The sequence below is a fragment of the Paraburkholderia largidicola genome (genome assembly GCF_013426895.1).
In the GTDB taxonomy this organism is placed as follows: Bacteria; Pseudomonadota; Gammaproteobacteria; order Burkholderiales; family Burkholderiaceae; genus Paraburkholderia; species Paraburkholderia largidicola.
In genome coordinates this window covers 1,328,081-1,343,641 of sequence record NZ_AP023176.1, presented here as the reverse complement: position 1 = coordinate 1,343,641, position 15,561 = coordinate 1,328,081, and the positions used below count along the sequence as shown (strand labels likewise).

The following is a 15,561-nucleotide window of genomic DNA, read 5'->3' as shown; positions in this document are numbered from 1 at the left end:
GCGTGTATCTACCGGCGCGGAAGCGCGGCTCCTACCATTCAGTCATATCGACGCGCCGTCGATACCTGGGTGGAGGGCATCATGCTTCGTATCGCACCTCTATGGGCGTTGACCGGCTGGATCGTGCTGGTCGCCGTCAATATCGGACTTGCCATCGCCGTTTCGCTCAGCGGCGCGCTCTGATGTGTGTTTTCTTTGCGTCGTCCCGTGGCCCGTAGAATAGGTTTCGTTGCACGGCTTTGACGGGCACGAGACTCCACAAGGACGACACGAATGAACGAGCGGTTACCGCAAAAGCGCTTGCGGCCCCGAAAGACGCCGAGCCAGCCGCGCTCGGAAGAGACAGTCGCAGCGATCATCGAGGCCGCTGCGCAGATTCTGGAAGCGGAAGGATTCGACGGATTCAACACGAATGCAGTGGCCGCGCGGGCCGGCGTCAGCATCGGCTCGCTCTATCAGTACTTTCCGGGCAAGGACGCGTTGACTGTCGCGCTGATCCGTCGCGAGATGCAGCGTTTTCATGAGGACATCGCCGTCGCGCTCACGAAGCGCAGCGGCAAGGCCGGGCTGGAGCATCTGATCGGCGCGGCCGTGCGCCAGCAACTGCAGCGTCCGCGCCTGGCGCGACTGCTCGATATCGAAGAGGGTCGGCCCGCATTGCGCGACGAACTGGCCAAGCCGGAACTCGAACAGATGACCACCGAGGTCATCAAGCGCGCGATTCCCCGGCATGCACATCCCGAGGTCGCGGCAGGCGACCTGTTCGCGATCGTGCGGGGCATCGTCGATGCGGCTGGCGAGCGAGGCGAGACCGATATCGAGAACCTCGAATATCGCGTGCGGGCGGCTGTATTCGGCTATCTGTCGATGACGGGCGCGCCCTGAATGCACGGCGAAACATGCGCGAATGTGAGCAAACGGATTGCCGTCCGTGGTCGGGTATCGGCTGAAAGGCCTTTGCGCAGGCGGGTTTCGCGTGCATCGGCGGGTGCGCGCAATGCGAGTTGTTGGATGTGAGCCTCTGCTTTTATTCTGAGGTCCTCGGGCAGACGTGGCATAGGGCCACTGCTCAGTAAGAGAGACCGATGATGAATGACCTTACCCAAAGCATGAAGCTCAACCACCTGAGCTTTCCTTCCGCCGATACCGCCGCGACCGCGAAGTTCTTCGAACAGTACCTGGGCTTCACGATCGCGGGAACGTGGGAGAAATCGTACATCCTGAAGCGTCCCGGCTATGACGTCGTGATCGATCACGCCAGCGACGATGTCCCGGCATGGCCGAAGAACTTTCATGTCGGCTTCGAGTTGCCGGACTTCGATGACGTTCGCGCGTTGTATGAGCGTTTCAAGGCGGACGGCGTGCAGATGGAGACCGACATTTTCAACAATGGCCGGGGTTCACGCTTCTTCTGTCGCGCGCCGGGCGGAGTGATGTTCGAATTGAACACGCGCTGTGACGCCGCGCCTGAATATCGCGGCACGTTCGACAACTGAGAATGGCCCGATCATAAAAAGGGATCTGAATGATCTTTATGATTAGGCATCCGGATTTATTGATGCGAATTGGGTGAACTAGTTGTATCCCGTCAGGCAACTTCAGTGAGAGCGATCGATCGGCGATCTATTCGGCATGCGGGGATGCCTGTCTCACTGTGGTTTGCGGGCGTGCTCGTGCGCATCTATCTCGTCATGATCGCCTTGCCGGCGAAGCTTGCGAAAGAGCAGGGCAAGGCGGTCGTGGTATCGGACCAGACGGACTACGGCTCGACGATATTGAAATCGCCGTTGAACTGATCGAGCGTTTCGAGCAGCGCGCGGAACAGCGCAACATCGCCTTCCAGTTGAATCTCACGTGCCGCGACAGCATCCTTGAAACCCGTCTCGCCGCAGAGAATGCGATTCAGCGTCTGCCTCGACATCGAAATGTGCAGATCGGTGCCTTCCCCACGCACGCACGATGACCACGTCAACGCGCCATGGTGCAGATTCAGCGTGAACTGTCTGCGAAGATCGGTGAATTGCCAGTCGATCTGCATCTTCAGATGCTGCGCCTTCAAACCATCGACCCTGACCGCAAGATAGTCGAAGAACATTTCTTCCGTTATCGCGCACACCATGTCGCGGCTGCGGTTGCCGAACTGCGTCGAAGCCTCGCCGCGCCCCTCGCGCAATTCGCGCGCGCCGAGCAGGAACGCGTTACGCCACGTCGCGGACTCCGCCTGATATCCCATCTGCTCCAGCGCGGCCGCGCCGAGTTCGCGCGCCTCGCGTAAGCGCGGTTGGGCGAACACCAGATGATTCATCACTTGCGCGACCCACCGGTACTCGCCTTTTTCGAAGTCGGCGCGGGCGCGTTCGAGAATCGCATCGGCGCCGCCCATGTACTCGACGTAACGAGGCGCCGAGGCTTCTGGCGGCAGCGCATGCAGATGACTCGGATTGCCGTCGTACCAGCTCAGATAGTGCTGGTAAATCGCCTTCACGTTATGCGAGACGGTGCCGTAGTAGCCGCGCGTATGCCACGTGTTGAGCAACGCGTCGGGCAGCTGGATCTGCTCGGCGATTTCGACGGCGTTCAGCCCGTGATTCATGAGCCGTACGGTCTGATCGTGCAGGAACTTGTAGAGATCCCGTTGCGCTTCCAGGTAGTGGACGATTCGCTTATTGCCCCACGTCGGCCAGTTGTGCTGCGCGAACACGACTTCGGCGTCGCGTCCGTAGCGGTCGAGCGATTCGCCGAGGTAGCGCGACCACAATTGCGCGTTGCGCACCTGCGCGCCGCGCAGCGGACACAGATTGTGCAACGAGCGCGTCCCATTCTCCGCGAGATTGAGTGCGCGTTCCTGCGGAAAGTAGAAATGCATCTCGGCGGGCGCTTCGCTTTCGGGCGTCAACTGAAACACGATCTCGACGCCGTCGATCACGTGCGTCTCCGACATCTCCCTGATCAGTTGCGTCGGCGTGATCAGCGTGATCGTCCCGCGTGGAATGGTTTTGCCCATGCCCGCGTCGATCTGGCAACAGGCATTGCGCGCGAGCGTGTGGCCGAACTGGAACTGCGCACGGCGTGCCATAGCCGTGCCCGCCATCACGTTCTCCGAGACCGCCTCTTCCATGAATCCCACTGGCGCAATGATCGCTGTCTTGCCTGCGATCACATCCTGCTCGTTGACGACGCCGCGCACGCCGCCGAAATGATCGGCATGACTGTGACTGTAAATCACAGCGACGACGGGTCGCTTCGGGCGATGCGCAAAATACAGATCGAGCGCGGCGGCGGCTGTCTCCTTGCAGGTCAGCGGATCGATCACGATCAGCCCGCTGTCGCCCTCGATGAACGTGATGTTCGAGACGTCGAAGCCTCTCACCTGGTAGATGCGTTCCGTCACCCTGAACAGCCCATGCAGCATGTTCAATCGCGCATGACGCCACAGCGCGGGATGCGCTGTGGCGGGCGCGTGTTCCTCTTCGAGAAAACGGTAGTCAGCGAGGCTCCAGACCAGTTGATCGTACGCGCCGCGAATCTCCGCATCGGGAATCGAGCCGATGAAACCGCGTCGCGCGTCGGCCTCTTCAAGGGGATCGTCGGGCGGCAATTCACGCAGCGCACGTTCTTGCATGGATACGGTGGCGGCGGAAGCGGGCAATGATTGATACGGCGTGTGGTGGGACATCAGATGCTCCTGTTCGACAGGTTGCGGCCGCGATCTCAAGACTCGCGGACGCTGAATCCGGGTTGTTGGTGTTTCGAATCAGCGCGCGGCGGCGCGAATCATGTCCGCCGCCTTTTCGCCGATCATCATGGCGGGCGCGTTCGTATTGCCGCCGATCAGCGTGGGCATGATCGAGCAATCGACGACACGCAACCGCTCGATGCCTCTCACGCGCAGTTCGCTGTCGACGACGGCAAGCGGATCGCTGGACGCGCCCATCCGGCAGGTGCCGACCGGGTGATACAGACAATCGGCGTGGGCGCGCACGAAGGCGCGCAAGCTTTCCTCGCTCGCGAAGCTTTCGCTTTTCATCTCGCGCCCGCCGAGATCTTTCATGGCCGGCTGGTTCATCACGTCGCGCATGATGCGGATACCGGCGATCAGCGTTTCCATGTCGCGCGGCGCGCTCATCAGGCGCGTATCGATCAGCGGCGCGTCGCGCATGTCTGGCGACCGCAGACGAACCACACCGCGGCTCTCGGGTCGCAGCACGCAGATATGCCCCGAGTAGCCATGCCCCAGCTTGCGCCGGCTGCCCATGTTGCGATTGCCGATCAGCGCCACCGTGAAGACGAGATTGAGGTCGGGCCGATCGAGTTCGGGCCGGCTCTTCACGAACGCGCCCGCTTCGACGAAGTTCGATGTCAGCATGCCGGCACGTTGGCGCCGGTAGCGGCGGATTTCCTTCAACAGGCGCAAGCCGCCACGCAGTGTGGCGCCGAACAGATCCGTGCTGTCCAGCTGCGTGTTGATCACGATGTCCAGATGATCCTGCAGGTTCTCGCCGACACCGGGAAGATCGTGCCGGACTTCGACGCCCATGTCCTGCAGATGCTTCGCCGGCCCGATGCCTGACGCGAGCAGCAGTTGCGGCGAATTGAATACGCCGCCGCTCACGATCACTTCGCGTCGGGCGCGCAAGGTCTGTTCGACGCCGTCACGCGAGACCACCACGCCCACCGCGCGCCGACCTTCGAACACGAGCCGCAGCGCCTGCGTCCCCGTCAGCACATGCAGGTTATGGCGGCCGCCGTTGTATCGCCCGTCGACGGTCTTGCCGCGATGCAGATAGGCACGCGCGGCGTTCCAGCGTTCGCCGTTGTGCTGGGTCACCTGGTAGTAGCCGAAGCCTTCCTGTTCGGCGCCGTTGAAGTCGTCGTTCAGTGCGTGGCCGGCCTGCTGCGCAGCGTCCAGGAAGTACTGGCAAAACGGGTTGGGCGAACGAAGGTCGTTGACGTACAGGGGGCCGTCCGTTCCATGCCACGGGTTGGCCGTGCCGGCAAAGCGCGTGTTGTTTTCGCTGCGCTTGAAGTACGGCAGGACGTCGTCGTAGCGCCATCCTGTGCAGCCTTGCGCGGCCCAGTCGTCGTAATCCTTGCGATGGCCCCGGATATACACCATGCCGTTGAGCGACGACGAGCCGCCGAGCACGCGTCCACGCGGCTGGTAGCTGCGGCGGCCATCCAGTTCCGGCTGCGGCTCGGTGTAGTAGCCGTAGTTGTACGGACCGGGCTTGACGACGGTTTTAGCGAGACCGACGGGTGTCCAGATCAGGTAATGGTCGTCGGGGCCGCCGTTTTCGAGTACGGCGACGCTGACCGTCGGATCGTCCGACAGACGTCCTGCGACGGCGCAGCCGGCGGAGCCGGCGCCGATCACGAGATAGTCGTATTCGCCCGAAACAGGCGGTGAGGCGGACCGGGTCATCGGTGAATTCCTTTTTGTTTTGCGGGAGGCGCGCGCGCCGTCCCTGTCTCCAGGGTGTATGCGGTACGACGATAGAGGCAGCATCGGAACGGCGGGACTACCCGAATCGGGTAGGGGGCGGGATATCGTTGGATCGGCTTGCCCGTGCTCAAGCGACGTCCTGCAAAATCGTCCAATACTTTCGATCGGACTTTCCCTAGCATTTCTCCAGGCTTTGTTCATCAGGAGAAGGGAAGTGTCCTTGCAAGCAGAAGCACAGTCATTGATCGATACGGAAGCCGCACGCAAGCCGGAGCGCTGCGTCATCGTCGTGGATGAAGCGCTGGCGCCGGGCAAGGCGTCGAACGCGGCAGCCGTCGTCGCATTCACGCTGGGGCAGCGCCACAGCCATCTGGTCGGCGCGCCATTGCGGGAGAGCGACGGCACCGCGCATCCCGGTCTGATCCCCATCGGCATTCCCGTGCTCAAGGCCACGACGCAGCAGTTGAGCGAGCTTCGGCAGAAATCGCTGGCGCACTGCGACGTGGTGGATTTCCCCGTGCAAGGGCAGGCCACGACCGACTACGGCGCCTTCCTCGATGCCGTCAACGCGCTGTCCGGCCCCGCACTGCAGTACCTCGCAATCGGCCTGGTCGGCCCGAGGAACAGGATCGGCAAACTGGTCGGCGGCTTTGCGCTGTTCGCATGATGATCGCCAACCTCACATCCGAACTGGACGGGCAAATCTGGTCCATCGGCATCGACCGCCCGGACAAGCGCAACGCGCTCAACGGCACGATGTTCGATGCGCTCGCGAACGCGCTGCGGCTGGCACAGGGCGATGTGCGCGTCCATTGCGTGCTGCTGCATGGAACCAGCGATTGCTTCTGCGCAGGCCACGATACGGCGGCATTCGGCTCGCTGTGGCCGCAGACCACCGACGGCGCAGTCACACGTTGCATCAACGCTTTTGCCGAACAGCCCAAGCCGCTCGTCGCCGCCGTCAACGGCGCGGCCGTCGGCTTCGGCGCGACGATGCTGCTGCATGCCGACTGGGTGGTCGCCGGCGAAAGCGCGATGTTCCGCTTTCCCTTCGCCGATCTCGGGATCGTCCCCGAAGCGGGCGCGACGGCCTTGCTGGCCCGCCGGGTCGGCGATCTGGTGGCGCGCGACTGGTTGATGAGCGGTCGGCCGGTCGGCGCGGCGGAAGCCTTGCAATGTGGTTTCGTGTCGCGCGTGGTGCGTGACGCCGAGGTACGCGAAGCGGCGCTCGACTACGCCACGCGCCTCGCCTCGAAGCCGCCGAGCGCGCTTCAGGCCACGCGGCGCCTGTTGCGCGAAGGCATCACACGGTCGGCGGCGCAGGCGATCGACAGCGAGCTTGCGTATCTCAACGCCTATATTCCCGCTGTTTCATGGAGGTCGATCCCTCATGCGTAGAGTCCATATCGTCCACGCCCACCCGGAGCCGCATTCCTTCTGCACGGCGATGGCGCATGACGCGCGCAGCCGCCTGACGTCGCGCGGCGACAACGTGAGCTTTTCCGATCTCTATGCGCTCGACTTCGATCCCGTCGTCCGCGCGAGCGATTTCACGGAACGCGCCAGGCAGGACTACCTCGTCTACGCGTTGGAGCAGCGCCATGCGCTCGAACACGACACGGTCGCGCCCGACATCCGGCGCGAAGTCGATGCGCTGATGGCCAGCGACGTCCTGCTGCTGGTGTTCCCGCTCTACTGGTTCTCGGTGCCGGCGCTCATCAAGGGCTGGATCGACCGATGCTTCCTGTCGGGCGCGATGTACGGCGGCAAGCGCATCTACGGTCGTGGTGGCATGGCGGGCAAGCGCGCCGCGATCGGCGTCACGCTGGGCGGACGCGAGCACATGTTCGGCGCGCAAGGTATTCATGGCGAACTCGTGCACGGCATGCTGCGTCATCTGTTGCAGGGCACGCTCGGCTATGTCGGCTACGAGGTGCTCGAACCGTTCTTCGCGTGGCATGTTCCTTACTGCTCGCCAGCCGAGCGGGCGGCTACGCTCGCGCGCTGGGGCGATTTCGTCGACGGGATCGACGGGCAGCCGGTCATGACGATGCCCCGGCTGGAGGACTATGATGATGTTTTTCGTCCGCTTCCACAGGCCGCCTTGCGATGAAAGCCACACTGCCGACGCCTTCCGTCAAGCTCTGGCGCGCGCCCGACGTGATGGACGCCGTCATGCTCAAGGGGCAGTTCGTCGGTCACCGGTATCCGCCGCATACGCACGACACGCATTGCCTCGCAGTGATCACGGGCGGCACGCTCGCGGTCGAGGTGCGGCAGGAGCGGCGCCTGTGCCGTCGCGGCGACGTGATCGTCATCGATGCGGATGTGGTGCATGCAGGCGTAGCCGCCGGCGATGGTCACTGGAAAATGCGAGTGGAACACGTGCAGCCCGCGGCGCTCGCTGCTTATTGCGAGCGGCTTGGCATCCCTCGACGCGAACGGTTCGAAGTGACGAGTCCCTTTATCGCCGACGCGGAAGTGTCGCGCTACCTTTACGGCGTGAACTGGTGTTCCGAAGTGGACGACGATCCATTCAAGCGCAGTGAGGCGCTGGCTTGCGCGGTCGTCGGTCTGCATGCGCGGCATGCGGCACGCGCTGCCGGTCTTCCTGTCGTCCGCAGAGAGCCTGCGCTGGTTCGCGCGGTGAAGAACCGTCTGTGCGAAGACCTGCACGCGCGCGTCACATTGTCGACGCTCGCCAGTGAGTTCAACGTGACGCCGTTCGTGCTGCTGCGCGCATTCGAGCGCGAAGCCGGATTGAGTCCGCATGCGTTCCAGCAGCAGGAACGCGTGCGCCACGCGATGCCGATGCTGCGTTCCGGCCGGCCGATCGCGGAAGTCGGCGCACGAACCGGATTCGCCGACCAGTCGCACTTCACGCGCGTGTTCAAGCAGCAAACGGGCGTGACGCCGAAGGTCTATCAGGCGGCGTTTTCATGATCGGCGAAACACGCACGCGAGCGGGCAGGGCATGGTCGGCGGCGGCATACCGAAGCATGCCGCCCGCGAGTCGCCGCACAGCTTCACGCGCTCAGAACCGATAACCCACCTGCAGATGCGCCGCCTGCGCGGACGCATGCCCCGTCGCGATCAGTGCGTCATAGTCGATCGACACGCGCAACGCTTTCGTCGGCTGCATGCCGAGGCTGACGCCCGCCGTCAGCTGGTCGCGCGGCAACGTGGTGCCCGTCGCGGCGAACAGCGTGCCGTCCTGCGCGCCGACCGTCACGGTGCGCCCGGTGCCGAGCAACTCGCGCGCATATCCGACCCGCAGTTCGAGGTTCATCGGCCGTAGCTGATTGCCGAAGTCCTTGTCGAACGAAATCTGCGCGTAGGGTTGCAGGCTGCGCACGTTGTCTGTTCCGACCGTCAGATCCTGGCCATTCGCGCCGCTTTCGCTGAAGCCGTTGGCGTGCAGATACGAGAAGCGCATGCCGATGCGCGGCGTCACCTTGACGCCGCCGATTGCGAGCGGCAACGCCGCCTGCGCCGCCGCCGACGCTTCCTGTCCCACGTGATCGCCTTCGGCCGTGCCCAGGGTGCCGAAAGGCCGCTTCTGCGACAGAAAATCGATGCCCGCGCCAACCGTCGCGGAGACATCGACGGGGCCGAACGTTCTCGTGCCGTACAGCGCCGCGCGCAGCGAATCCGTCGTGCCGGAGTCGCCCATACCGTCCTCGCTGATGTCGTTGTGGTTGTAGCTGCCCGCGACGCCGACCGTGGACGCGCCGGCCCGATTGTCGAGACCGGCGATGAAGCCATAGTTGCGCGCTTCGAAGCCCGGCGCGCTGCCCGTGCCGTGCACCTTCGTCTGCGAACCCGTCGCGTTCACCCACACCGATTTGCCGACCATCTCGTAGCCCGCCAGCGCCACGCGTTCGAGCAGCGCGGCGTTGGTCGCCTGCGCGGACAGCGCGAGCGTCGTGCCGAGCGCGGTGTAAATGCTCGTGTCGGTGGGCGCGACGATCGTCACGCCCGTCGGTGCGCTGTCGGCGGGCGGTTGCTGCCCGAGTCCGCTCAGCACCAGATCGACTTCGTTCGCGGCATATTCGACGGATTGCTGTAACGCGCCGAGGTTCGCGCCGCTGGCGAGCGTGCTCGATACATTCGTGAAGCGTCCATTCACGCCCGCGTTTGCGGTCACGATTGCGTATCGCGTTGCCTGATAGGTGCCCGGGTCGTAGACGATCCGCAGTCCGCCATTGAGCGTCGCCGCGCCGCCGACGCGCAGTTGCGAACCCGAGGTCGGGCTCACTTCGATCGCGAGCGTGGCGCTGCTGGCCTGCGTATAGTTCCCGCCGACCGTCAGCGTGCCGATGGAACCGCCCGGCATCACGACGCCGTTGTTCGTCACGCTGCCCGCGATCGAACCATGCCCGCGCAGCGTGCCTGGCGCATCGACGATGACGTCGCCGCCCAGTTGCGCGCCGGGGTTGTCGATATCGCCGACGGCCAGCGTGCCCGTCATCACCTCGGTCGCGCCCGTGAACAGATGACTGTCGCCGTTCAGCACGACGGTCCCCGTGCCTTGCTGTTCGATGCGGCCCGCGCCCGTGACATTGCCCGTGTACGTGATTGCGTCCGGCCGGTTGAAGACCAGCAGACCGTCGTTGACGGTGTTGCCGACCAGTTCGCCCGCCGCTGTGCCCTGGCCGATCGTCAGCGTGCCACCCGCGGACACGACGGGATTCGTCAGTGATCCGAACAGATGTTGCGTGCCGCCGCTCAGCACCTGCGTGCCGCTCACGCTCGCGCCGCTCGACACCGTCTGCGTGCCGCCGCTTGCGACGATCGAGCCGTTCGCGGTGCCGCCCGACAGCACGTCCTGCGTGCCGCCCGACGCCACCATCGTGCCTGACGTCACGCCGCCCGAGCCGACCGTCTGCATGCCGCCCGATGCGACCGATGTGCCGTTCGTCACGCCACCCGAGCCGACCGTCTGCATGCCGCCCGATGCGACCGATGTGCCGTTCGTCACGCCGCCCGAGCTGACTGTCTGCGAGCCGCCCGAAGCGACCGACGTCCCGGACGTCACACCGCCCGCGCCGACCGTTTGCGTGCCGCCCGAGGCGACTGTCGTACCGGACGTGATGCCACCCGAACTGACCGTTTGCGAACCGCCCGAGGCCACCGTCGTGCCGCTGGTCTTGCCTCCGCCCGTCACCGTCTGCTGGCCGCCGCTGCCGACCGATGTGCCGACCGTCGTCCCGCCCGACACCACCTCGCTGCCGCCGCTGCTCACGACGGTGCCGCTCGCGGTCCCGCCGGAACTCACGATCGACGAACCGCCGCTTGTCACGATCGTGCCGCTCGCCGTGCCGCCCGACGTCACGATGCTCGATCCGCCGCTGCCGACGGACGTTCCCGTCGCAACACCGCCCGACGAAACCAGTTGCGTGCCGCCGCTGACCTGCGTGCCGCTCACCGTGCCGCCTGCCAGAACCGCCTGCGTGCCGCCGCTGCTCACCACCGTGCCGCGCGTGACGCCACCCGACGACACGACCTGCTGCCCGCCGCTGCTCACCTGCGTGTTGCTGGTGGTGCCGCCCGCGACGTCCTGCGTGCCGCCGGACACGACCTGCGTCCCTTGAGCCGTGCCGCCCGACGATACGAGTTCCCGTCCGCCGCTGCTGACGACCGTGCCGCTCGTCCTGCCGCCGCCGCTGACGATCACATTGCCACCCGCGATCGCCGTCGTGCCCGACGCGGTGCCGAACACCGTCTGCGAACCGTTGGACGTCACTGTCGTGCCGACCGTGGTGCCGCCCGCCGACACGACTTCGGAGCCGCCCGAGGTCACGAACGAACCGCTTGCCGTGCCGCCCGCCAACACCGTGTCGATGCCGCCGCTGCCAACCGATGTGTTGATCGCGGTGTTGCCCGCGAGCACCGTCAGCGCGCCGCCGTTTTCGACGATCACGTTCTGCGCGGTGCCGGAGAGGATCGTGAATGCGCCATTTTCGTTGTTGCCGATCACCGTCGCGGACGTGTTGGTGATCAGCGCGGCGCCCGCCGATTGCGTGACGCCGACCGCTGTTCCGCCCGACGACACAGTGAGCCTGCCGCCGCTCGACACCGTGGTCGCCGATGCGGTGCCGTTCGTCAGCACGGTTTGCGCGCCGCCGCTGTTGACCGACGTGTCGATCGTCGTGCCGCCCGCCGAGACGATCACGAGGCCGCCGCTGCCGGCCGTGGTCTGGGTCGCCGTATCGCCCGCCAGCACGGACAGTTGCCCGCCGTTCTCGACGATCACGTTTTGCGCCTGGCCGCCGACGATGCTGAACGCGCCGCTCGCGTTGCTGCCGCTCACGGTCGCCGACGTATCGGTGATGAGCGCCGCACCCGCGCTCTGCGTGACATTGACGGCCGTGCCGCCGCCCGACACGATCAGCCGGCTGCCGTTGTTCACCGTCGCGCCGTCCGCGACGCCGCCCGACGACACGAGCAATTGCCCGCCGTTGCTGACCGTCGTGTTGTCCGCTTCGCCGCCGCCTTGCACGGTCGCGCTGCCGCGATTGCCGATCTGCGTGCCGCTCGCCGTGGTGCCGCCCAGCACGCTCAGCGAGCCGCCGCCTTCGAGAAATACGTTTTGCGCGACACCGTTGGAAATCGAGAACGCGTTGGTGGTGCCGTTCGCGGTGTTGGTGCCAGTGACCGTTGCCGACGTATTCGTGACGAGCGCCGCGCCCGCCTGCTGCGTGACGTTCGTCGCGGCGCCGCCGGACGACACCGTCAAGGTGCCGCCGTTGCCGACCGTGGTGGTCGTGGCCGACGCGCCCGCGACGACCACAACAGAACCTTGATTGACGATGTGCGTATTGGTTGCCGAATTGCCAGTCAGCACCGTCAGCGTGCCGCCGTTTTCGAGCAGGACGTTGTTCGCGGCGCCGCTTGAAATCGAGAAGGTGTTGCCGTCGGCGTTGACGCCGCTGACAGTGGCCGACGTGTCGGTGATGAGCGCCGCGCCGCTCGATTGCACGATTCCCGTCGCGGTCGCGCCGCCGGACACTGTGATCGTGCTGCCGTTGAGTACGGTCGTGTTGCTCGCCGTGCCGCCCGCCGATACCGTTTGCCGTCCGCCGTTGCTGACGGTCGCGCTCGTCGCGACACCGCCGCCCAGCACGTTCTGCGTGCCGCCACCGCGAATATTCGCCGCGCTGTCGGTGCCCTGAACGTTCTCGGTGCCGCCTGCGGAGAGCGTCGTCGATACCGCCGAGCCGCCCGAGGAAACCGTCAGCGCGCCGCCGCTCACGACGGCGCTCACGATCGAGCCGCCGCTGCCGACGCTCGCCTGGCCGCCGTTGTTGACGTTCGTCGCACTCGCAACGCCGCCGGACGACACGATCAATCTGCCGCCCGCGCCGACCGTTGCCGACGTGTCGATGCCCGCAACGTTTTCGATGCTGCCCGCGTTGATCGTCGTAGCCGTCGCATGGCCGCCCGCCGAAACGGTGAGCGTGCCGCCGCTGAGGATGGTGCCCACCGCCGAACCGCCGCTGCTGACAATGCTCTGGCCGCCGCCGAGCACCGTCGTCGCGCTCGCCGTTCCGCCCGACAACACGTTCTGCGACGCGCCGCTGCTGATGGTGGCCGAGAGGTCCGTGCCCATGACCGAGTCGATGCCGCCCGACGAGACCGTCGTGCGCGTCGCGCTGCCGCCTGCGGATACGATGATCTGCCCGCCGGCGCTGACCGTCGCTCCACGCACGACACCACCCGACGACACGGTCACCGTCCCCAGGCTGCGTACCGTCGTGCCGCTCGCGATACCGCCGCCCGCGACGGTCTGCATCGACGAGCCGCTCACGACCGTGCCACTTGCTTCGCCTCCGGACGAGACGACTTCGGACGCACCGCCTAGCAGCGTGGTGCCGCTCGTCGTGCCGCCCGCGTCGACGATATCGCTGCCGCCGCTGATGGTCGCGCCACGTGCAACGCCGCCCGACGACACCTGCATGAGTCCGCCCGCAGCGACACTCGTGCTCTGCGCCACGCCGCCCGACAAGACGGCCTGCGTGCCGCCCGTGCCGACGTTCGTGTTGCTGGTGACGCCGCCCGACAACACGTTCTGCAAGCCGCCCAGCGTCACGCTATCGTTGACTGTCTTGCCGAGCACGTTCTCCGTGCCGCCGATCGTCGCTCCCGTTTCGGTGTCGCCGGCGGCAACCGTCGTCTGTGCGAGTGCGCCTTGTGTGAGCCACGGCTGGATCGTCAGCGCTGCGAGCAGCATGCCGAGCAGGCGCGAACATCGGCGGTAGCGCCGGCCGAAAGCGCGCACGACGTGCACAGCGTGCACGCGACGCCACGTCATTCTTGTCATTGTGTTCCCCGAATTTCCCTGTATTCACTACTGCACTTCTTTTGTTGTTTGTCGTGCTACGGGTACTGCTTATATTTCTGTTTTTGGTTCTTGTGGTGTTACGGGTGCTTCGCCCTCAGCTTCTCGCTGCGGGAATGCCACTCGACGACGTGACGACATTCAGGCAGCTGCCACTGCCTGTGCATGAAACGCCGGAATCCGGCTGATGGTGTGCTTGACCTGTTCGGCCGTAATGAGCCGCGTGCATTCGAATTGCCGCGCTGTGCCTGCATGACGCGGACACCACATGAAGTCCTGATGATCGAACTGCACGCGCACGTCGTTCCAGCAGCTGTTGCACGTGTGATAGTTGATGACGCGATACGGCGTGTCGAATTCGTTGGTGGGATGCGTGAAGCCGCTGATCATCACGACAGGCGTATTCATCGCCCATGCGAGCCATGAGAGGCCGCTGCTCAAGCCGACAAAAAGCTCCGCATGCCTGAGCCAGCGCGCGCGTTCGGCAAGCGGTTGATCGCCGGTGAAATCCTCGCAGCCATAGGGAAGGTGATTCCATACGACGCCGTTACCGTGCGTCGCTTTCTGATCGATGCAGATCACGCGGTAACCACGCTGCTTGAGAAATTGCACGATCTCGCGCCAGCCGGTGGGGTTGTTCCAGTACTTGCACTGCGTGGTGCTTTGGGTTGCGATGCAGACGTACTTCTCGGCAATCGGGCGGCTCGCGTCGGGCAACGTGATCCGCGGACGCTCCTCTTGCGGATCGACGCCGAGAATATAGGCAGCCGTACGATGCAGGCCGACCAGCCTGAAATCGCAGGGCTGGTGCACGTTCGCATCGTCGGTGAAGAAGAGGCCGATGTTGTAGGTCGCGTAGTAGTCGTCGGGATTGACGGCGTCGGGCGTGACGAAGGTGATCGACGGGTAGGCGTCCCTGAACAGCGCGATCAGTGCTTCGCCCATCACGCACGTCAAGCGGCAGCGATGCTGTTGCTCGAACTTCGCCACATAGGGAAACCAGCCCAGCGTGTCGCCAAGCGTGCCGACGGGCAGATGCACGAGCACGTTGCGATCGGTCAGGTCGAGCCGATGCCGGAACACTTCCTTGCCTTGCGACCAGACTTCGATTTCGAACGGCACGTAATACTTCTTGCTGCTGGCAACCGCGCCCGCCGCGAGTTGCGTTTCGAACAGGGGATTTGCCGTCGCCGTATCGCGCAGCAGCACGCGCCATTCGCCGTCGCCTGCGGGGAGCGTGACGCGGCAGCCATCGTTGAAGTCGAAACGGATACCGGCGGGACCTTGCTGGGTCGGCACAGCCGACGGTCTTTGAACGGGCTCGCCGCTCGGAGGCGTCGTTTGGGGGACGGCCGTGTCGTTGTTGTTCGAGCCGGCTGGAGCGCTATGGGCGCTTTCTTTCACCGTGCATGACTGCGTCACTGCTGTCGACATATTCGAAATGAAAGTTAAACAACACGGGGACTCCAGCTATCCGGTCGACAGTACGCTCGCGCTTTGTTCCAGTCTCGTCTCGTGAAGCCACAAGGTGGACCACACACGATTGCCCAAATACTGGAAAAGACCTTTGCCGCTGCCGATGCTGGTCATGAAGTGTTTTTGGCTTCACGATCTTTTTATTGACCGCGTTGATATCGGCAGACGCGCCGGGAAACTTTAATTGCGGTTTGTCATTGTGCAATCCGTGCAACTGGCGCTTACGACTTCTCTTTTCGTGCAATTTGGAAGCAGACACATGTTTTGAGGAATCGACGCGAGCGCATTCCTCTTAAGCTCG

11 protein-coding genes are annotated in these 15,561 nt (G+C 64.7%); 7 read left to right on the top strand and 4 right to left on the bottom strand.

The features are described 5' to 3' along the window. Nucleotides 1–273: 273 nt before the first annotated feature. The 3 genes from PPGU16_RS34740 (at nucleotide 274) to PPGU16_RS34730 (ending at nucleotide 1,796) form a co-directional block, all read left to right on the top strand. Nucleotides 274–885, top strand: coding sequence for a TetR/AcrR family transcriptional regulator (locus tag PPGU16_RS34740; RefSeq protein ID WP_180725378.1), 612 nt, complete (start codon nucleotides 274–276; stop codon nucleotides 883–885). 203 nt (nucleotides 886–1,088) lie between these two features. Further along, nucleotides 1,089–1,496 carry a VOC family protein gene (locus PPGU16_RS34735; protein ID WP_180727175.1) on the top strand — a complete coding sequence of 136 codons (408 nt, stop codon included), beginning with the start codon at nucleotides 1,089–1,091 and terminating at the stop codon, nucleotides 1,494–1,496. Between the two features lie 144 nt (nucleotides 1,497–1,640). Then, nucleotides 1,641–1,796 (top strand): hypothetical protein, encoded by a 156-nt coding sequence (locus PPGU16_RS34730; protein ID WP_180725377.1) that lies wholly within the window; start codon nucleotides 1,641–1,643, stop codon nucleotides 1,794–1,796. Here PPGU16_RS34730 and PPGU16_RS34725 read toward each other — a convergent pair. Further along, the gene (locus PPGU16_RS34725) at nucleotides 1,760–3,676 is read right to left on the bottom strand and encodes an alkyl/aryl-sulfatase (protein ID WP_180725376.1); all 1,917 of its coding nucleotides are present in this window, start codon (nucleotides 3,674–3,676) and stop codon (nucleotides 1,760–1,762) included. The genes PPGU16_RS34730 and PPGU16_RS34725 overlap by 37 nt on opposite strands. Before the next feature lie 78 nt (nucleotides 3,677–3,754). Further along, nucleotides 3,755–5,422 carry a GMC family oxidoreductase gene (locus PPGU16_RS34720; protein ID WP_180725375.1) on the bottom strand — a complete coding sequence of 556 codons (1,668 nt, stop codon included), beginning with the start codon at nucleotides 5,420–5,422 and terminating at the stop codon, nucleotides 3,755–3,757. A 235-nt stretch (nucleotides 5,423–5,657) separates the two neighbouring features. Here PPGU16_RS34720 and PPGU16_RS34715 point away from each other — a divergent pair, with 235 nt between their 5' ends. From PPGU16_RS34715 to PPGU16_RS34700, 4 genes are read left to right on the top strand one after another with little or no spacing between them, the layout of a single operon-like run. Then, the gene (locus PPGU16_RS34715; RefSeq protein ID WP_180725374.1) at nucleotides 5,658–6,110 is read left to right on the top strand and encodes a DUF2000 domain-containing protein; all 453 of its coding nucleotides are present in this window, start codon (nucleotides 5,658–5,660) and stop codon (nucleotides 6,108–6,110) included. Next, nucleotides 6,107–6,841, top strand: a complete 735-nt coding sequence (locus PPGU16_RS34710) for an enoyl-CoA hydratase-related protein (RefSeq protein WP_180725373.1) — start codon at nucleotides 6,107–6,109, stop codon at nucleotides 6,839–6,841. The genes PPGU16_RS34715 and PPGU16_RS34710 overlap by 4 nt, the downstream gene beginning before the upstream one ends. Continuing rightward, entirely contained in the window at nucleotides 6,834–7,556 is a 723-nt protein-coding gene (locus PPGU16_RS34705; RefSeq protein WP_180725372.1) for an NAD(P)H-dependent oxidoreductase, read from the top strand. Before PPGU16_RS34710 ends, PPGU16_RS34705 begins: the two co-directional genes overlap by 8 nt. Beyond that, nucleotides 7,553–8,386: an AraC family transcriptional regulator gene (locus PPGU16_RS34700; RefSeq protein WP_180725371.1), complete on the top strand. Its 834-nt coding sequence runs from the start codon at nucleotides 7,553–7,555 to the stop codon at nucleotides 8,384–8,386. The genes PPGU16_RS34705 and PPGU16_RS34700 overlap by 4 nt, the downstream gene beginning before the upstream one ends. Nucleotides 8,387–8,477: 91 nt before the next feature. Here the strand turns inward: PPGU16_RS34700 and PPGU16_RS34695 are convergent, their stop codons facing one another. Both PPGU16_RS34695 and PPGU16_RS34690 read right to left on the bottom strand, forming a co-directional pair. After that, nucleotides 8,478–13,766, bottom strand: a complete 5,289-nt coding sequence (locus tag PPGU16_RS34695; RefSeq protein ID WP_180725370.1) for an AIDA repeat-containing protein — start codon at nucleotides 13,764–13,766, stop codon at nucleotides 8,478–8,480. A gap of 159 nt (nucleotides 13,767–13,925) precedes the next feature. After that, entirely contained in the window at nucleotides 13,926–15,218 is a 1,293-nt protein-coding gene (locus PPGU16_RS34690) for an autotransporter strand-loop-strand O-heptosyltransferase (RefSeq protein ID WP_180725369.1), read from the bottom strand. Nucleotides 15,219–15,561: the final 343 nt, after the last annotated feature.